Raw genomic sequence first — 19,250 nt, 5'->3', positions numbered from 1 at the left:
CTATAACCTCCAATATAAGAAACCAGCACTCTCTGCTTCTGTTCGATTAAAAACTCCCTTGATATCCATTAACACATGATTTTTATTTTCAAGAACTGTATTTATCTCTGATGACGCTGCTACTTCATTCATAGCTTCAAATGGAATATACTTTTGCCCTGATGATCTATACATCCCTTTAACGTCCTCTAATGTAATAGTTTTAAACTCATCGTGTGGCACTGAAAAGATAACTGCATCCACATCTTTAATGTCATGGATTTCACTTGGATTAATTCTATATTCATGCCATAGATCATCTCTATCCGCGAGAGGATCAACCACTTTTACCTCAATTCCATACTCTTCAAGTTCTTTGATGACATCTACCACTTTTGAATTACGAACATCAGGACAGTTCTCTTTAAAGGTGACCCCAAAGATTGCCACTCTTGATCCATTTATTTGTTTATTTGCCTTTATCATACTTTTCACCGTACTCTCAGCTACATACTTCCCCATATCATCATTAATTTTTCTTCCCGAAAGTATAATCTGAGAATAATAGCCCATTTGCTCTGCTTTATATGTAAGATAATATGGATCAACACCAATACAGTGACCACCTACGAGTCCAGGTGAGAATTTCAGAAAGTTCCATTTTGTTCCTGCTGCCTCTAGTACTGCTTTTGTATCAATGCCCATCTTATTAAAGATAATTGATAGTTCATTCATAAATGCAATGTTAATATCCCGCTGTGAATTTTCTATAACCTTTGCTGCTTCAGCTACCTTAATACTTTCCGCTTTATAAACACCAACATCAACAACTAGCTCATACACTTTTGCCACGATATCGAGTGTCTCTTTATCCATGCCAGAAACTACCTTCGTTATCGTTTCTAGCCTATGTTCTTGATCTCCTGGATTAATTCGTTCTGGGGAATATCCAACTTTAAAATCAACTCCACACTTTAATCCAGATTCATTTTCCAAGATAGGAACACAAATATCCTCTGTTACGCCTGGATAAACGGTTGATTCGAAAACAACAATAGACCCTTTTGTTAAATTTCTACCTAGGGTACGACTTGCTGATTCTATAGGGGTTAAATCTGGTGTACGATCTTCTTTTACTGGCGTTGGTACTGCCACTATATGAAACCTTGCTTCTCTGAGCTTTTTTTCGTCTGAGGTGAAATCAACTGGAGTATTTTTTATTACTTCATTTCCCACTTCTTTTGTAGGATCAATACCCTTTTTATAGAGTTCAATCTTTTCTCGATTAACATCGAAGCCAATGACATCAACTTTCTTAGCAAAAGAAACCGCAATCGGCATACCAACATAGCCTAGGCCAATCAAAGATACTTTTTCTTCTCTGTTAACAATCTTTTCGTATAATTTCATATCGTTCCCCCCTTTAAATTTCTGATTTCCTCCAAGTATGCATTTATTACAATTTTCCGATCATATTCTTTTTCCATCTTTTTACGTCCAGCAATCCCCATTGCCTTTTTTTGCTCATAAGATAGATTAATAAACTTAATGATTGACTCAACTAAACTATCAACACTCCTAACCTCAAAACCAAAACCACTGATGCCTTCATCAAAAGTTTCCTTACAGCCAGGTACTCTTGATGCCAGAACTGGCCGACCAGATGAGGCAGATTCCAGCAATACATTTGCGGTTCCCTCATGATAGGAAGGAAGGATTGTAGCGTGAGAATTTTTGATAAAAGAGTGGACATCAGATTGTTGACCGTGATAGTTAATTACCTCTGATTTATTTAGCTCACTCAATTGTTGTTGATAATCTTCTTCACAATGGCCAATTAAATCAAAATGTGTATTTGGATATTCTTGTTTGACAATTTTAGCTGCTTCCAGCAGTTCCTCTATCCCCTTTGATTTCATGATTCTTCCTATAAAAATAAATCTAATATTCTGATTTCTGGAAGGATAGTCCTCAAAAATATGCTGCTCTAAATTCACACCAGAGCCTGGAACTAATCTTGTTTTATTCTTCACAATATTTTGATTAGAGAAGAACTTTAGATTCGTCCTATTTTGGAAGTATAAACATGATGCTTTTTTCAATCCTAATTTATAGAGCATCAATGTGATTTTCTGCATAATCCCCTTATTTTCAACTGCTGTACCTAGCCCAGTTATGTTTGTGAAGTATGGTGTTTGGGTAATTCTACATGCAAGACCACCATAGACATTTGGTTTAATCGTATAGGTTAAAACAACGTCTGGTGTAATTCGTTTGATTATTTTTATGTAATGGAGCAAAAGCTTTAAATCTTTAATTGGATTTGTTCCACGTCTTTCAAGGTGAGTTTCCATAAATTCACAACCCAAACTTTTTAGCTTGGGAACATATTCATCATTAGGTAGTGCAATAATAACCTCATTTTTTTGGTTTATTAGCTCCTCTAACAATTCCTTACGGAAGTTATATAGACCCATTCCGAAGTTTGCTATTACCAGAATTTTCATCTTCTTACTCTCCCTAACTTGAACCCATAATTAGCTCCAGCCTTATCTATATCACAACACTTAAACTCCCCACTAATAAACAATAACTTTTAACTCTCCACTGCAAGAGTGGTGCTTAAAGAGTAATTATCAGTAACCTTTTAGGTTGTTGTTCATTAAAAAGAACATTCTGTCCAAAAAATCAAGAGGTTTTTATACTAGGTACAAGTTCCTCTCCATCTTCTTTAATAATTTAAATCAATTATAATAAGTTCGCCAATAGTTCTTTATAAAGAACACCCTGATATAATCATCATATTACCTTAAGGAAATGAAGTCAACACTATTTTTTCAAATAAAAAGAGAACTGAAATCAGCCCTCTAAGATTGTCGTTCTTTATTCAAAAGTCTTTAGCTATCCCACTCACCGAACTTAACTTCGTAGATATTACCGCCATTATAACCGCCATGGATGGCATAAATTTTCGTGTTATCCACTGTACTGATAACATTGATTAGATAAGTGTAGTTAATTACGTTTGTTGAATCAAATGGGAATGTTTTAACTGCTACTTCGTTATCATTAACAAATGCTTTCATTATTCCATCCCAGTATTCTAATCTGAAATCATAAAGTGTAGCTCGAGGTAATCCGTATGTCGGTCCTATTTTGTAAATACCATAACCAACTCCATTGATAATAGCACCAACGACTGGTAAGCCAACTGAATTGTTACTTACCGTTCCTTTATAAGCAATAGCAAAATTAGGTTTTGACGTTGTAATAGCCATACCCCAATTGTTACCGTTCCAGTTATAAGTAATTCCATTTGCATCAGTTCTTAATTGGTTATAATCTGGGGATGAACTACCCCAACTTGTCGTACCAGTAAAGTCTGGGTCATTAATCAATAGTAATTGTTCATTTTTAGCACTATATTGTTTTGTCCAAATAAGTGTTCCTGTTGGCGGGTTAACGACGCCACCTCCACCTGTACTTATTTGCGACACTGCATATTGAAGACTAGCTAAATCTGTCCTTAAATTAAAGATTAAATTTTCAATATATTTTCCACTATAACTAAAGATAGGAGACTTTGCACCATCACGGTTTTTGTAAGAAACATATCCTAAGCCACCTCTTACAAACCAATAATTAACATCGGCATTTGAATATTCGGATTCGTCCATATACATTAACAACAATCTGTTTTGATCATCAATCGAAACACATGGGGAATGAAAGTCTACGCTATTTGCTGCATTAGCATAAACAGTTGTTTCTTTCAAGGTAAAGTTATCATTAAATGCATTCTCTAGGGTTGCAATATAGTGAGTTATACTACCTGTTTCTCCAGTGTTTGAACTAGCGGTCGTTAAGTAATATCTTGAAGCTACGAATACTTCTACAATGCCATCATGTACGTATGCAGTAGCTCCTGAGGCGTTCATATTAAGAATAGAAGTAGAATTTTTGTAATTTGTCCATGTTGCTCCATTATCAGTAGAAAACGAAATTAGAGCAGGTTCAGGTGCACTACCTGTAGGTGCTCCGCCTGTTGTTCTCCTTGCAAGACTTATTAGTTTATTAGGTGATACTTCAATAATACACGGCTCAGCACTAGTCGTACCGCTAGGGTAACTAGTACCGACAGATACAAATGTCCAATTGACCCCATTGTTATCTGAATACATGAGTTTTCCACGAACTTCAGATTGTGCTCCAAACCCGCAAATTAATCTGCCGTTAGATAATTTCGTAATGCCCCAAATATTGCTAGAGGTAGTTAAACTATTGCTTGGACTTACAACTATTTGCCCCCGGTCTACCCAAGTCACCCCACCATCTACCGAAGTAATTCTGTGATAAATACCATTTTTTCGCAGGAGGTACATATATGTTCCATCTTCGAATACCATAAAGTTATTTGAGGAAGATACATCAAACGTAACTGGATTCCCGTTTGTATCAACCACTGAAATAAGATTTGGTGTTGTTGAAACAAGTGTATCAGGATTAATTGTACAAAAATATTGATTTAAGGCAGTAAATACGTGAGCATTAGCCCCGTTAATTAAAACAGCGTAAACCCCTCTTGTTTTATCAAATTGTAGATTGCTGGGACACCATGCATTATATTTTGCTGGCGGGTTAAATATTTCGCCTATTGGCTCAGTTTTATAAATCTCATATGAAGTTCCGTCGGTACTACCTGAGACGGAAATAGTACCATCACTACCTAAAGTAATACCGTTACCAATCTTAACCCCACCTAGTGTAGTTGAACTAGCTTTGGGCAAAGTGTAGGGAGAAGGAATAGCGGGTTTGTTTAATAAATCGTTATAATTTCCAGTAGTTGCTACTGTTGAAAAACTAGGCTTACCTAGAATGTTAGACCAGGAAAAGTTGTTTACTAAAACATTCCCCCCGCTTGTACCAATATATAGTTCCTTTGTGTCCAAACAAAAACCAAACTCTCCCTCACTAAGAACGGGTAAATCTGCTTTCAATCCTCTGCGGATTTGAATTTTATGTGTTTGAGTCATTTTCTCACCCCTCTTACGCTTTATATTAAATTATTTTCGATAAAATGAATGTCATAAGCGGCGTCTGAATGGTTCTTAGCTGTCGTATATCGGATTTCCTTTAGTGTATTTTCCGCGAAATATGAATCTCCTTGAGTTCCGAGATGCATATTAAATTGTCCTAATGTACCACCCTTGCCGTTAAAGGTATTCCTAAATATTCGCCAATTTTGCGTTCTTGCCCATATATAAATATATGATTTATTAAAGGTGTTTTCGAATATAGAATGGTTTGCCCCTGCTGCTGTTACAATACCTAATGTGGAGTTAAATATATTGTTTTTAACAATATCGCCCACCATCGCATCCCAGCCATCTTCCCAGACAATATCACATCCAGGTGATCTTCCTCCATTACCAGAGAATTTATTTCCTGAAATATTCCAATCTTGTCCACCAGTCATAGCTAATCCAGATGTCCAACTATCTGAAAGGATTGAGTTTTTAATAAAACATTTTCGAGGGATTCCTAATGTGCGTATAAAAGCAACTGCACCATTATAATCTGTATCACCAGAAGTAGGCGCTGTTTCCTGATAAATAACAATCTTTGCGTAATAGGCATTTTGAGGTTTATCGTAACAATAGTATTGTAAGTTGTAATGTTGGACTTCGATGAATTGATGGTTAACATTATAGAAATAAATGCTATATAATCTTGATCGTAAGAAACGGTAATCCCAATAGCCTTGATTATAACCAACCATATAATAATTTCCTAAACGTGATATATCAATAAAATTCGGTGTCCGGAAATGATAATTAACGATACTATTATCATTAACACCTGAATTATCAATATTCCCCGGTTCAAAATTGGAATAGATAAACCAGGAATCACCTGTGCCATCTTTCATACGTTTAGTTGATGTTTTGACATTAAAACCAGGCGATTTACTAAAAGTGCATAATTCAAACCCGGATTTATAGGCATCACCAATGAGTAATGAAACACAATCTTCATGCGAACCTGCAATAGTTGTAAAGTCCTTTTCCCCATAAACATGTGCATTAATTAGCTTTGTATATTGGACGTTATCCATTTTAAACATGTCATATCCTGTTGATGTTTTAGCACTAAATTCGATATTTATATTGGAATTGTTAAAATCAATTATCATATTACTAGGAAAATTAACTGTTCCTTCCATTGGCGTAACAAGATATGTTCCATATGGGAATACAATCTTTTTATATCCCTTTGACATGGCAAAATTCAAAGCATTAATAATCCCATTTGTGGTTTCACTTGAATGGGTATTATCTAAATAAATTCCATAACTTGAAGCTGTTACATAATATATATCCGTTGGTGTTAGGGTTTGTATTATTGGCTCTTTAACCTCAACTGTAAAACTCTTAGAATATGTTCTTGTACGATCTAAAGCTGTAATAATTGAAGTTCCCACTGAGACACCTTCTAAAACCCCATAATTTATCGTGCAGATGTTAGGGTTCGATGTTTCCCATTCAACTATATTGCTATACATCACATCATATGGGTATCTTGTAGCCATAACGGAGAAGTTTTCTCCTACTTCAAGGGTTTCGATGCTTTTATTTATAGACATCTCCTGAAATAATCCGCCATCTATTAATTCCATTTTAAATGTTCCGCAATCCACTAATGAATCCGGGGTTCCTGTAAATAAACCACCATCCACTAAAATTCACCTCCATCAACTTTTACTGTACTGATTTCTTGCTCTCAACAATTGGTTAATGTTACTTGTCCCACCAACGCTTGCACTTGTTACAGAAGCTTGTCCTCCACAGTTTGGGCTTGTCTGTCTAGACCCCCACCATTTGGTGATAAATGATATATCAGCATCGCTCGAAAATATCACTTTGGTTCTTACTATTGAAGATGTAAGCCAGTACTAGCCCTTTAAGTGGCTGCTTCCTCAAACCTTTTGTTATTCCATTCCATATATATGAATGTAATCAATATTGTGTGATTAATAAATGCAACTTCCACACATGGAAAACTGCATTTAAAGATTTAATACTACGTTGGTAGTCCTATGATTATTATCTAGGCATATATTGAATATTCCTGTTGTATGTAGATTATCGTCTTGATGGTACAAAATAAGCTCCTCATCATGGATGTTTTCTTTTCTTAGAATTAAGCTGGTAAAATTTGAACAAGTTTTTGCACATTCCAAAATAAAGTGAAAAAAATAGCACATTATTTCAGATTTCCTCCGGGATTAAAAGTGAAAAAGAGAATCTGGAATAATGTACACGTTTACATTCCTCGGAATAAAAGTTACGGGAATTATTAATAAAGGAAGAAGAAGTTTACAACTTCTTAGAAGCCTATCGATGGGAAGGAACAGCATACGAAAAGGGAATAAATGATAGGAAGATTAGTAGATTATTAGAAGAAATTTCCGACTTAATGCAATAAGTTTCTACGTTACAAAAAGAGTAAGCAATATTAGAGAATCAATTAGGAATAATGCAATTTAAACGATAATCAGAGATTATCACCACCTCTTTAATAGAAGGATGAGGATAATCTCTAACAAAATTGTTCAAAATTAATTATAAAAAAGTTTTCAAAACTACTTGACGGGTTATAGCCTAATTTATTAGCTTTTTTTACCTTAAGTTTATTAAAGAGCTGATACATTACTATCTAAATCTTCTCATCCCTATAATCCTTCCATCAATTATCTCGTAATCCTCATTAAAATTATAAGTATGTGTTCCTTTATTATTTTTTAACCAGTTAGGTTTCATTTCAGAAAGAAGTTCTTCAATATAGGCTTCTTCTGTCAATTCCACTATTTCATTAAATTTAACAGAATAACCATAACTGAATGAACAGTCTTGCGATGGCCTAATTAACTTACCTTCTTTTAAAAATATATTTCCAGCTGGACGAGCAGAAGATGCGTTAGAAACTACAGGATTCATCTGATGTGGCTTCCATTCGCCAAACAGATTATCAGAATAAAAAATGTGCAACTCATCTAATGATGAGGATCCATCAATAAAAACATTAGTAAACATCCAAAACCTATTATTATAATGGATAATGGTTGCATCAACAGCATTAATATCATCAATTAAAACTTTAACTAATTCCCACTCATATGGAAATTTATTCGCCTTATATAATTCAATTGTCCTATTTCCAGAAGTCTCAGGTATCATATAAATATCATCTTCCCACTCATAAAGAAAAGGATATGACAAATGATATGACTTGTCTAATACAGTAATGGGTTCAGAGCTTATATTGGTTTCTGAATCAATTTCTAGGACAGAAATATCACCTTTTCCCTTTCTATATATAAATTCCTCAAAAAAAATGAAAGTTTTGTTATCCTTTTTAATAATGAATGGATCGGCATAAAACCTATCTAGAGGGGGCTTAATTATAGTGTAATTTCCCTTCTTACCATTTTGTTTTTTAAATGCGAGAAACCATTGTTCGTAAAAAACCCTTGATTTAATTTTCTCAAATGACAAACATACCAATAGGTTAAGAACCTCTATGTTTTTTGGGATTTTGGTCTCTTTTTGCTTTATCAATCTTTCCTCTGAATTAATATTAAAGCCCCTCATTTTTCCTTCGTTTAAATCACGAAGTTTTTTTAAAATAAATTCTGATGACTTCCAATATACTGCATTACTGTTAAAGAATAAGGAATCTCTTATTACTGAAGATTGTGACTTATAGATAATATTGCTTTTTTCTGGACTTTCAAAAAAAGTATTTAAAGAGATTTCTAAAGGATCATTTTTGCTAAACATCGATCTAAAAAACTTGGGTTCTGTAATATATCCTTCTCCAAAATTATCGTGAGGATAGAACCATATACCATTTTTGGATAAACCAATCAAATGTGGTCTAATTTCACTGAAACCAAATTGTATAATTACATCTAGTTTTTCCTTCCTTAAAGTTTCAATCTCCACTTGAGAGAATCCGATAGTATTTAACCTAATTAAATCTACTTTGTTATTTGATTGAGTAAAGGTTGACTCTATATTTATTTTTTCAAATGCATTTTCTTTCACTTTTGTACTATAATATTTATAGTCTAGTTTACAATATTGCTTATAAAGGAAATGTTTATAATTATTTCTTTGAAATTTATTTGCAGAATAGTTGGTATTAACTATAACTACTTTTAATTCTATGAAATTAACTTGGAGAATATCGGTAATTATTTTTTCAATCCATTTTGGTACATCGAAGGAATCTAAAATAATACCTACATTCATTAATTTTTTATTCTGTTTTAATTCCATAATTACTACCCTACTTTTTTTCCATTTTTTTTTTTTTATTTTTTTAGATTAGAATATTAAATCTTTTTTTAAATAAAATTTAATTTTATCCTTCAAGATCTAATAATTTTGAAAAATATCAATTCAACCATCACTTAATTTGCAATTTATTAGATTATGGTTTGAGAATAAACATTAACTAAAATTGTAATCTATTTAGTAATTAGTAAGGCTCACTTTTTATGATTTATATTAATATATTTCTAAACTATAAAAAGTAACATCTTACTTTCAGTTTGATCATTACCACGTAAAGATAGTTAAGACCTAGTAAATAGAAATACTTTATGTATGAACTTTCATTTTATCTATCTTTAATTTGAATAATTCTAAATCAAAAAAATCATCTATATCAATATCATTTTCTTTGTTCATAAGATACCCTAGTTTGTTATCGTTTAAGCTTGTATTTAAATTAAAATTTATATTAATTTCATTAATATAAATTGAACCGTTAACTTTATAGTATTTAGGGAAATCCTGTCTTCTCACTGTACTTTCCATGTTTAATAAATTCTGAAGTTTACCATCTTCATTAAGTTCCCTCATTAAAAGTGGATGTTCTGATACTTCAGAAATACTTACTAAACTCTCTTCATTATTATTAATAATCATTTCAATTGCTTCATCTATATTATGACCTGTTCTTAGGGGTTGTGTTGGTTGTAGGAGTACAAGATAGTTGTATTCATTCCCTTCTTTCTTCAGCTCTTCTATTGCATGTATTAAAACATCAATAGTCTTTGAAGTATCTGTAGATAAGGTTTCGGGTCTCATAAATGGTATTTCTGCTCCACATTTTAATGAAACTTCTGCAATTGATTGACTATCCGTGGAGACGATGATTCTGTCTAAGTATTTCGAATCAAGAGCTGCATCAATTGTATATTGGATTAATGGTTTATTGTATACTTCAATAATGTTTTTACCTGGAATACCTTTACTCCCACCTCTAGCAGGAATAACAGCTAAAAAAGACTTTTGGTTATACATAAGCGTTTTCACCTATATGATTAATATCTATGAATTGCTTTTGAATATTAATATCCCAAATAAAATTATTCTCTATTATTCTAATAAATTTTTCAGCACTCTCTCCATGACCAAAATCGTGATTAAATATTCTAATCCCCTCTTGTTCATATATTGCTTTCTTAATTAAAATGTTATTCTCTCTAACATGTGTAATATTTTTAGCGATACTAGGATCGTACCTACCAGACTGCCTGTTGCCAATATCAATTGAAGGAACTCCATATACTCCTGCTTCTCTAATCCCAGCGCTTGAATTGCCAATCATAAACTCACTATGCTTTAATAATGTTAAAAAATACTCAAACCTCATAGATGGGAAAATCTTAAAGTTATTATTATCCTTTAACCGTTTATATTCATTTAATATAATATCGCTGCCTTCATCATTATTTGGAAAAATAACTACATAGTTTCTTTTACTTTCTATCAATGCATCTACTATATGTTTAATATTATTACTTAATTTATCAACCTGTGTAGTAACAGGATGATACATCAAAATGGAATAATCCTCAAAATTAATATCGTAATGATTTTTTACTACTGATATTGTTGGTAGGTCAATAGACATCATAACATCAATATCTGGTGAACCTATTACAAAAATATTTTCTTCAAACTCCCCTAATTGAATTATTCTTTTTTTTGCTTCATTATTACTAACAAAGTGAAGATGAGAAAATTTTGTTATAGCATGTCTGATAGATTCATCTATAGTACCAGACACCTCTCCTCCTTCAATATGTGCTACTTTTATATTATTGAAAGCACCTACAATTGCACCAGCCAATGCCTCAAGTCGATCACCGTGGACTACAATTAAGTCTGGTTTTAATTCGTGTACATAATTACTTAATCCAATTATCGTATTACTAAGGGCCGTATCCATTTTGTAATTTGTTTGTTGATTTACAAAGTGATATACATTTTGAAAACCATCTTTATCTATTTCTTTCCATGTTGACCCATATTTAGATAACATGTGCATTCCAGTAATAAATACATTTAAATCAAGATTTGGACTTGAATCTACTTTTTTCATTAAAGTCTTTATTTTTCCATAATCAGCCCTTGTACCAGTTAAAAATAGTATTTTTTTCATTTGATAAACCCCTAATCTATATTTTTTCTTCCCTTTCTGTAATGTTTATTATTAGTATATTAATAATGAAAATCTAAACTACTGTTACTTAATATCTTCCCATGAAAGATGTTCATCTGTTTCAATATCTCTATTTACCTTTTTACCTAAGATTGAATAATAATGTTCTGCTTTAATTTCCCCCATGCCTGGCCTTTTGACCCAGATGTTTTCTTTGGTTAAAACTTCACCATGTTTAAGCTTATTAGTTGTTACTACAGTTGCAAAAGCAAAATCAATAGTTACTTGCTCCTCTAAAGCTGCTTCTTTTTTCCCACCTCTCATCTCAGCAATCTCTGAACTCGCAACAATTAAGTCCTTCAAATCCTTTGCATCCATTGAACACAAAATATCAGGTCCTGGTCTATCTTTTGAATCTGTAAAGTGTCTTTCAAGTATTGATGCTCCTAAGGCAGTTGCTGCATATGCTGCATTATTGTTAGCTGTATGATCTGAAAGGCCAATTACAGCTCGTGGAAAATAATTTTGTAATTCTTGCATACCACCTAATCTTACAAGATGTGTGGGAGTTGGATATAAATTAGTACAGTGTAATAGGGCATATTGCACACCTTTTTTCTCTAAAATTTCAACTGTTTTCTTTATACTATCAATATTATTCATACCAGTAGAAACGATCATAGGCTTGCCAAATGAAGCAATGTATTCTATTAAAGGATAATTGTTACACTCACCTGACCCGATTTTGTAAGCTAAGACTCCCATTCTCTCAAGCCTATCTGCAGCAGCACGTGAAAATGGAGTGCTTATAAAAATCATTCCCAGGGACTCAACATATTCCTTTAAGGCTAGCTCTTCCTCTTCGGTCAGTGCACATCTTTCCATTACCTCATAAATTGATACATCAGTGTTTCCAGGTATAACTTTCTTAGCTTCCTTACTCATTTCATCTTCTACAATGTGAGTCTGGTGTTTTACAACTTCAGCTCCAGCTTTATAAGCCGCATCTACCATCTGTTTAGCGATTTCCAAACTGCCTTCATGATTAATCCCAATTTCGGCGATTACAAATGGTTTGTATTCCTCCCCAATCTTTCTATCTCCTATTTGGATATATGGTTTAATCATTTTTATACCTCCCCTTAACAAACTAGTCTTAATAGTTTGTTATACTTTAAATTATAATCATCAGTAAAACATCAAAATTAATGAAGAAATCTGGTACTCCCTTTTAAAAAATATAATCTCTAATTTCACACATATTATATAATTGAATATTCCGTAAATTATAAAGGAAGCTAACTTTATTATAGATTTTTTACTCCACCTCTACTGAAGTACCAATAAATTCACCATTATTATCAAATAAATCATCAAAGTTTACCCGTGGAAATACCTCGAGTTTACCACCTCTGGTAGCATTAATAATTTTTACTTCTTTTGCATCGCAATTTTTCTTTGCAGACAAATAGGCTTCTGTCATTTCATATACATTTACTGGTACTTCTTTTTTATGTTCAACAGAATTGTAGTAATTTTTATCAAAGTGATCATAACCTATCAAATCTTTATTAAAATTAATACTCCCGTCTTTTTGCTTACTAATTCCAAAATTATGATCAACTCCAATTAGATAAATATTTTTAAATCCCATATACGTTGCAAGCTGAATATTTGCATACGTTACTGTTCCATGTTGGAATAATTTTTTTGAAACATCATTGCTAAATTTAGGTAAGCCATTTTTTTCAAGCTCATAATACGATCTTAAAAAAATACAACCTTTGCCTAATTGTTTTTTTAAGGAAGAATAACTTGTATTTGAAACAACTACAAACATCTGCTTCTTGGGCATATTATATACTTCATCAAAAAATTTACTAGCAATTAATGAATCAGTAAAACTATAATAATAAGGTTTCCAATCAGTTTTATCTAAAAGTAAATTGATTCTATTACTTGAGAAGGATACCTGACTTTTTATCCTATTTAAATCTTCAACTGTCAAGCTAGGTCCGTTCCCTATGATAAAGCAACTATCACCAATATGGCTGTCCTTAAGCTTTTTTACCTTTCTGGACAAAAGTCTTATCCTTATATTAATAAAGGATGGTTTAAGATTTTCCCTATATGTCCATATAAAAAAAGATAATACATTAGTTGTAGATTTTTTAATTAAATTAATCATTTTAATCTCCACACAATTCATCAAAATTCTTCTGTTCAAATACATCCAGGTAAGTAACCCGTGTTGCATTATATATATTTCTGCCCGAATTTTCATATACTATTTTCGCCTTTTCCATTCCATCATACATCTCTTCCGGAGCCTGACCTGCCTTCTTTTCATCTTTTCTAATGTAATCTTCACTAAAATAAATTTGTGAATTATCCTCTTTTTTTAGGAAGGATAAATCTTTTGTTTTTGAAATTGCTCCTTTGAAATTGTAATCATGCCCAATCAAAAATACTTCTGAAAACCCCATATAATGAGCTATTTGAAGTAGATGGAAAGAGACAGTCCCTGACGAGTATAAAGATTCCATAATATTAGTTGAAAAAGTACCTCGTTTATTCTTATAAAGATTATTATTAAAATATATATCTGCATTAAATGAATTTTTATAAGCCTTTAATGTGAATTTTGTTTTTGCCTCAACTAAATTTATATCTTTTACATTTTCTTCTAGTACTATTGGATCAACGACCATAAAGAATGTTGGTCTCCAAGTAGTTTTATTAAAAATTTTATAAATTTTATTAGAAGCAAATGTAATTTCACCTTTCAATCTTTCTAAATCCTCGGGTTTCAGACTTGGCCCATTACCAATAATGAAACAACTCTCACCCTTATATTTGTTTTTTAACCTTAGTATTTTATAGTTATTTTTTGTTAAAGGGATATTTACTTTTGAGAAAGAATTAACAATATAAAAGATTATTGGATATAGTCTATTGTAAACTTTAATTATACTTCTTTTTATTTTTAACATCTTAAATCTCCTATTTCTAATTCCTATACATTATAATTTGTTCATCATTTTTTTATAATCATTCAATAAACTCTATAACGGTTCCAATTCGCAGATAGAACAGCTACTTTTTTTCCATAATCCACTTTACATTCTTTAAAAATTAATTATGTCTGCCTCTTTTTCATTAAGCACTAAATAAAATTTATTTTTACTATTTAAATTTATTTTCGTGCTAATAAGTACCCTACTTTATTCTCTAATTCACCAAACATCTTTTCTTTTTTTAAATTCGTGGCGTCCCCTTTGTATGAATAGTCATAAACACTAGACTGTTTGAATAACTTTTTGTTCTTTTCTAGGTACTCATTAGTGGTTGATATGACTTTTGCAGGATTACCTGCAACTATAGAGTTTTCTGGGACTGATTTTGTAACAATACTCCCTGCAGCAACTATTGAATTTTTTCCGATAGTTACCCCCGGCATAATTAAGGCTCTTGCTCCTATAAAAACATTATCCTCTATTGTAATAGATCCAACCTTTGTATAGTGAAGTTCCTTCATTGTACTTGCATCATGTGCCAGAATAAAAGCTTCTGGCGCAATTGTTACATTGTTTCCAATTTTTATTAACCAGCAAAAGGAATAATCAAAAGTTACACCTGCTTGAATTTTACAATTCTTTCCAATTTTCATGCCTAATTTTTTATAATCTTCAAGCCAAATCTCTTCAAGTAAATATTTTCTAATTCTCGATTTTATGAAATTTAATATTTTCAGCACTAAATAGCCCCTTTTTTATTGACCCAATTTTAGTTAACTCCATAAGTTTTTTAATTGTTCTTTCTTATTTTAATTGTATTGCTATTCTGATATATCCCTCGCATTACAATTAAATCAATAAATTCTCTAACAGCTCCATTTCCACCATTAGATTTACAAATATAATCTACTACCTCAATAACTTCTTCAATCGCATCAGCAGGGCAAGCTTTAAGATAGCATACCTTCATACAATCTATATCGTTTACGTCGTCACCGATATACGCAACATTTTCATATGTGAACTGGTATCTTTTAATTACCTCGTCCAAAACCTTCAGTTTATCGTCAACACCCTGATAAACTTCTTCAATCTTTAGTTCAGCAGCACGTTTTGATAAAATCTCTGATTTCTTACCAGTTATGATAACGGGTATAATATTATACTTTTCTATATTAATTAACCGGTAGCCATCTTTTACATTAAACGCTTTAAATACCTCACCACTATCACCTACATAAATTTTCCCATCGGTCAGAGTACCGTCTACATCCATAACTAGCATTTTTATTTTTGATAGATCTTTATCTTTGATCATATGATTATCCCCACTCCAAGAATATCGTTAACCCTTATTGTTCCTACCAGTTTATTATCCTTAACGATTGGTAATGCAGAGATATTATTATCTTTCATCATCTTAAGTGCATCTACAGCAAGCATTTCACAATCTATATATAATGGTGTTTTTGCCATTACATCATCTACAGATAAATCAAACACATCCACTTCTCTTGTAAACGTTCTTCTTAAATCACCATCCGTAAAGACTCCGACTAATACATTAAGTTCATTTACAATATTAATAATTCCTATCGCTTTAGTACTCATTTCAATAATGGCATCCTTTAACTTAGTCCCAGCCTTTACAACTGCATTTTTGTCCCCTTCATGCATAATATCTTTAACTTTGATTAGCAGTTTTTTCCCAAGAGATCCTGCTGGATGGTACAATGCGTAATTATGCTCTTGGAATCCATAGATTTTCGATAAACAAACTGCTAGTGCATCTCCTAAAACCAATTCAACCGTTGTACTTGATGTAGGTGCTAGATTCATAGCACAAGCTTCCTTAAATTTAGGAAACACAAACGAGTAATCACTATATTTTATGAGAGATGAATTTTGATTCCCCGAAATTCCTATTAGTGTTGCACCAATCATCTTTATGTTTGGAAGGATTCTTGTAATCTCTTCACTTTCTCCACTATAGCTAATGGCTATAACTATATCATTTGACGAAACCATTCCTAAGTCTCCATGGAGTGCCTCCGCAGGATGTAGAAAAAAAGATGAAGTTCCAAGACTTGACATGGTTGCAGCAATCTTTCTAGAAACATGTCCAGGTTTCCCCATACCTGTTACAATTACCTTGCCGGTACAATTAGATATTAATTCTACTATTCTTACAAACCTATCATCTAAAGCGTCTTTTACTTGGTTTATTGCATTTACTTCAGTTTCAAAAACAAATCTAGATTCAGAAAGAATATCTATTAGATGAGCATTTTTCAATTCAGTTCGAGAGGCTAATTGATTCAACATCATGCACCGCCTTATATACTTTAATTAGCTTTTTAAGGATGCCTTCCATCTCATCAAGTTTAACCATATTGGGTCCATCTGACTTAGCATTGTCAGGGTCTTCATGAACTTCCATAAATAGTGCATCTGCACCTACTGCTAAAGCTGCTTTCGCTAAATGTTCCACATACTCACGATTACCACCAGTGGAAGTTAAGTTTCCACCTGGCTTTTGAACACTGTGTGTAGCATCAAAAACAACTGGATAGCCGAACTTTTTCATTTCGATGATGCTTGTCATATCGACAACTAAATTGTTATAACCGAAAGTATTACCTCTTTCACACAATAGAATATTCTCATTACCTGATTCTTTTACCTTTTTAATGACATTTACCATATCTCTAGCCGATAAAAACTGTGCTTTCTTAATGTTAACTGGCAATCCTGTTTCTGCTGCTGCTATTAACAAATCTGTTTGTCTGCATAGGAAGGCTGGTATTTGAAGCATATCTACAACCTCAGCAGCAATCCCTGCTTGATAAGGTTCATGAATATCAGTTACTACAGGTATCCCTAACTCTTCTTTTACTCTTTTAAGAATACGTAAGCCTTCATTTATACCGGGACCTCTGAACGCTGAAACGGACGTTCTGTTCGCTTTATCGAACGAAGACTTAAAAATAAAAGGAATACCAAGTAATCCTGTAATGTCTTTCATCCTTGCTGCCACTTCCATCACTTGTGGTTCTGATTCTATTACACAAGGACCAGCAATCAGCGTAAATATATTATTATCTACTGTAATATTACCGACTTTCATTGTTTTCATTTTATTTTCTTCCTCCTAAAATAATAAAATCTGTATCTGTCTCATTATTAAGTGTATAATCTGGATGTTTCCCACTTGCTAACATATACTCTTCAACCTTTTCAATATCTTTAGGAGTATCGACTGAGATTGTTTTACAATATGCGTTAATATAATAAATGTCCTTCCTATTCTCAATAAATCTAAAAGAGTCATTTTCCTCAATTTTTTCAATTGGTCCTCTTGGTGTATCATGGTAATATTGAAGAGCTTTTTTAGTAAATGCCCCTACCCCCACAAATTTCTGGTAAGTATAATTCATACCACCCTTAGGAAACGGAATAGGACTGCGAGAAATGAATAAACATATCCCATCTTTATTTGTTACTATTTTTAAGTTCGTTGTATCAACCACTTCAACAGGGTCAGTAAAGTTAGTCATTAGGTTAGAGACATAAAATTCATCTTTCTTTAAATCTGCTGGGATACATTTTACAATATCCTTGGCTTCTATGACTGGCTCATCACCATTAACCATTACATATAGATCTGCATCTATTTTATCCGATACTTCATAAAGCCTTTCCGTTGCTGTATCATGTTCCTTTGAAGTCATAATTACTTTTGCACCAAAGTTTTCACATACTGATTTAATTTCTTCGCTGTCTGTAGCAATATACACTTCTTCAAAACATTCAACTTCTTTAGAATGTGTATAGACCCACCAAACCATAGGTTTTCCAAAAATATTTGCTAAGGGTTTATTATAAAATCTGGCAGACCCGCCTCTTGCAGGTATTACTCCAACTATTCTCATATTTGAAACCACACTTTCAAAATAATATTTTATCAAAATCTACTCTCTCAAAGACTTCTAATTTCCCTCCACGTGTTGCGTTGTATATTTTTATATTGTGATTGTCTGCATATTTTTTCGCAGCAATAAATGCCCTGGTTGACATTTCAATATTAGGAATATATAAATCCTCTTTGTCTGTATTATACTTTTCAATAAAATAATCTTTTGCTTTTTCATCAATTACAATTTCGCCTATATCGTTTATCATCTTACTGAAATTATGGTCAACACCTAATAGATAAATCTCTTTGATTCCCATGTAAACTGCCATTTGAATGGCCGTATAAGCTACTGTATTTCCCCAGTAAATGCCTTTAACGATGTCTTCAGAAAACCTCGGTTCGACATTCCTATCACCAAACTTAAAGATATAATAATTTGCATTTTTAAAATGAATATTATAGTCCCATGGAAAGTTAACAGGAAAAAATTTGTCTTCTATCTTTAAATTATTAATCTCTTCTTTACTTTTAAAAATTGTTTTATCATCTTCAGAACAGTAATATGTGGGCCGCCAATCAGTTTTATCGAAAATATAGTAAATTCGATTAAAAGCAAAAGTAATCTCATTTTTTAATTTATCAAGGTCCTTAGGTATTAAACTTGGACCATTACCAATTATAAAACAGCGTTTACTTAAATGAAGATTTTTTAGCGTTTTAATGTTTTTTCCGTTACTTGAAATGGGGAATATGGATTCCTTTATATATTTTTTAGTTCTATAATTTAATTCAAACATTGATCTTTTAACATTTTTCATAAT

16 protein-coding genes are annotated in these 19,250 nt (G+C 32.3%); all 16 read right to left on the bottom strand.

Annotated elements, in window-relative coordinates; genetic code table 11:
* The 16 genes from H0184_RS08530 to H0184_RS08455 all read right to left on the bottom strand — a co-directional run bounded on the left by H0184_RS08530 (nt 1) and on the right by H0184_RS08455 (nt 19,247).
* Nucleotides 1-1,389 (bottom strand): nucleotide sugar dehydrogenase, encoded by a 1,389-nt coding sequence (locus H0184_RS08530; protein WP_221823383.1) that lies wholly within the window; start codon nt 1,387-1,389, stop codon nt 1-3.
* A complete protein-coding gene (locus H0184_RS08525) occupies nt 1,386-2,486 on the bottom strand; it encodes a glycosyltransferase family 4 protein (protein WP_221823381.1) in 1,101 nt (366 codons plus the stop codon). The genes H0184_RS08530 and H0184_RS08525 overlap by 4 nt, the downstream gene beginning before the upstream one ends.
* A gap of 390 nt (nt 2,487-2,876) precedes the next feature.
* Complete coding sequence (locus H0184_RS08520) at nt 2,877-5,012, bottom strand: exo-alpha-sialidase (RefSeq protein ID WP_221823380.1); 2,136 nt, start codon at nt 5,010-5,012, stop codon at nt 2,877-2,879.
* Between the two features lie 20 nt (nt 5,013-5,032).
* Nucleotides 5,033-6,715: a hypothetical protein gene (locus H0184_RS08515; RefSeq protein WP_221823378.1), complete on the bottom strand. Its 1,683-nt coding sequence runs from the start codon at nt 6,713-6,715 to the stop codon at nt 5,033-5,035.
* A 976-nt stretch (nt 6,716-7,691) separates the two neighbouring features.
* On the bottom strand, nt 7,692-9,320 hold the full coding sequence (locus H0184_RS08510) for a glucosamine inositolphosphorylceramide transferase family protein (RefSeq protein ID WP_221823376.1): 1,629 nt from the start codon (nt 9,318-9,320) through the stop codon (nt 7,692-7,694).
* Nucleotides 9,321-9,644: 324 nt separating this feature from the next.
* Entirely contained in the window at nt 9,645-10,352 is a 708-nt protein-coding gene (locus H0184_RS08505; RefSeq protein ID WP_221823374.1) for an acylneuraminate cytidylyltransferase family protein, read from the bottom strand.
* Nucleotides 10,345-11,496 carry a UDP-N-acetylglucosamine 2-epimerase gene (gene neuC, locus H0184_RS08500; RefSeq protein WP_221823372.1) on the bottom strand — a complete coding sequence of 384 codons (1,152 nt, stop codon included), beginning with the start codon at nt 11,494-11,496 and terminating at the stop codon, nt 10,345-10,347. Before neuC ends, H0184_RS08505 begins: the two co-directional genes overlap by 8 nt.
* Nucleotides 11,497-11,580: 84 nt before the next feature.
* A complete protein-coding gene (locus H0184_RS08495; protein WP_221823371.1) occupies nt 11,581-12,624 on the bottom strand; it encodes an N-acetylneuraminate synthase family protein in 1,044 nt (347 codons plus the stop codon).
* A 190-nt stretch (nt 12,625-12,814) separates the two neighbouring features.
* Complete coding sequence (locus H0184_RS08490; protein ID WP_221823369.1) at nt 12,815-13,684, bottom strand: 6-hydroxymethylpterin diphosphokinase MptE-like protein; 870 nt, start codon at nt 13,682-13,684, stop codon at nt 12,815-12,817.
* A 1-nt stretch (nt 13,685) separates the two neighbouring features.
* Entirely contained in the window at nt 13,686-14,489 is an 804-nt protein-coding gene (locus tag H0184_RS08485; RefSeq protein ID WP_221823368.1) for a 6-hydroxymethylpterin diphosphokinase MptE-like protein, read from the bottom strand.
* Nucleotides 14,490-14,692: 203 nt separating this feature from the next.
* Nucleotides 14,693-15,253: an acyltransferase gene (locus H0184_RS08480; protein WP_313771735.1), complete on the bottom strand. Its 561-nt coding sequence runs from the start codon at nt 15,251-15,253 to the stop codon at nt 14,693-14,695.
* 50 nt (nt 15,254-15,303) lie between these two features.
* On the bottom strand, nt 15,304-15,831 hold the full coding sequence (locus H0184_RS08475) for a KdsC family phosphatase (protein WP_221823366.1): 528 nt from the start codon (nt 15,829-15,831) through the stop codon (nt 15,304-15,306).
* A complete protein-coding gene (locus H0184_RS08470) occupies nt 15,828-16,838 on the bottom strand; it encodes a KpsF/GutQ family sugar-phosphate isomerase (RefSeq protein ID WP_221823364.1) in 1,011 nt (336 codons plus the stop codon). Before H0184_RS08470 ends, H0184_RS08475 begins: the two co-directional genes overlap by 4 nt.
* Nucleotides 16,810-17,649, bottom strand: coding sequence for a 3-deoxy-8-phosphooctulonate synthase (kdsA, locus tag H0184_RS08465; RefSeq protein WP_313771734.1), 840 nt, complete (start codon nt 17,647-17,649; stop codon nt 16,810-16,812). The genes H0184_RS08470 and kdsA overlap by 29 nt, the downstream gene beginning before the upstream one ends.
* Nucleotide 17,650: 1 nt before the next feature.
* The gene (locus H0184_RS08460; RefSeq protein ID WP_260631494.1) at nt 17,651-18,481 is read right to left on the bottom strand and encodes a 3-deoxy-manno-octulosonate cytidylyltransferase; all 831 of its coding nucleotides are present in this window, start codon (nt 18,479-18,481) and stop codon (nt 17,651-17,653) included.
* On the bottom strand, nt 18,462-19,247 hold the full coding sequence (locus tag H0184_RS08455) for a 6-hydroxymethylpterin diphosphokinase MptE-like protein (RefSeq protein WP_221823362.1): 786 nt from the start codon (nt 19,245-19,247) through the stop codon (nt 18,462-18,464). Before H0184_RS08455 ends, H0184_RS08460 begins: the two co-directional genes overlap by 20 nt.
* Nucleotides 19,248-19,250: the final 3 nt, after the last annotated feature.

Origin of the sequence: Neobacillus niacini (genome assembly GCF_019749295.1) — a bacterium.
GTDB classification, from domain to species: Bacteria; Bacillota; Bacilli; order Bacillales; family Cytobacillaceae; genus Neobacillus; species Neobacillus niacini_D.
This window is presented reverse-complemented; position numbering and strand designations above follow the sequence as displayed.

Coding starts and splice junctions, on each gene's coding strand:
- H0184_RS08530 (WP_221823383.1), bottom strand. CDS start 1,389: ATGAAATTATACGAAAAGATTGTTAACAGAGAAGAAAAAGTATCTTTG.
- H0184_RS08525 (WP_221823381.1), bottom strand. CDS start 2,486: ATGAAAATTCTGGTAATAGCAAACTTCGGAATGGGTCTATATAACTTC.
- H0184_RS08520 (WP_221823380.1), bottom strand. CDS start 5,012: ATGACTCAAACACATAAAATTCAAATCCGCAGAGGATTGAAAGCAGAT.
- H0184_RS08510 (WP_221823376.1), bottom strand. CDS start 9,320: ATGGAATTAAAACAGAATAAAAAATTAATGAATGTAGGTATTATTTTA.
- H0184_RS08505 (WP_221823374.1), bottom strand. CDS start 10,352: ATGTATAACCAAAAGTCTTTTTTAGCTGTTATTCCTGCTAGAGGTGGG.
- neuC (WP_221823372.1), bottom strand. CDS start 11,496: ATGAAAAAAATACTATTTTTAACTGGTACAAGGGCTGATTATGGAAAA.
- H0184_RS08495 (WP_221823371.1), bottom strand. CDS start 12,624: ATGATTAAACCATATATCCAAATAGGAGATAGAAAGATTGGGGAGGAA.
- H0184_RS08490 (WP_221823369.1), bottom strand. CDS start 13,684: ATGATTAATTTAATTAAAAAATCTACAACTAATGTATTATCTTTTTTT.
- H0184_RS08485 (WP_221823368.1), bottom strand. CDS start 14,489: ATGTTAAAAATAAAAAGAAGTATAATTAAAGTTTACAATAGACTATAT.
- H0184_RS08475 (WP_221823366.1), bottom strand. CDS start 15,831: ATGATCAAAGATAAAGATCTATCAAAAATAAAAATGCTAGTTATGGAT.
- H0184_RS08470 (WP_221823364.1), bottom strand. CDS start 16,838: ATGTTGAATCAATTAGCCTCTCGAACTGAATTGAAAAATGCTCATCTA.
- kdsA (WP_313771734.1), bottom strand. CDS start 17,649: ATGAAAACAATGAAAGTCGGTAATATTACAGTAGATAATAATATATTT.
- H0184_RS08455 (WP_221823362.1), bottom strand. CDS start 19,247: ATGAAAAATGTTAAAAGATCAATGTTTGAATTAAATTATAGAACTAAA.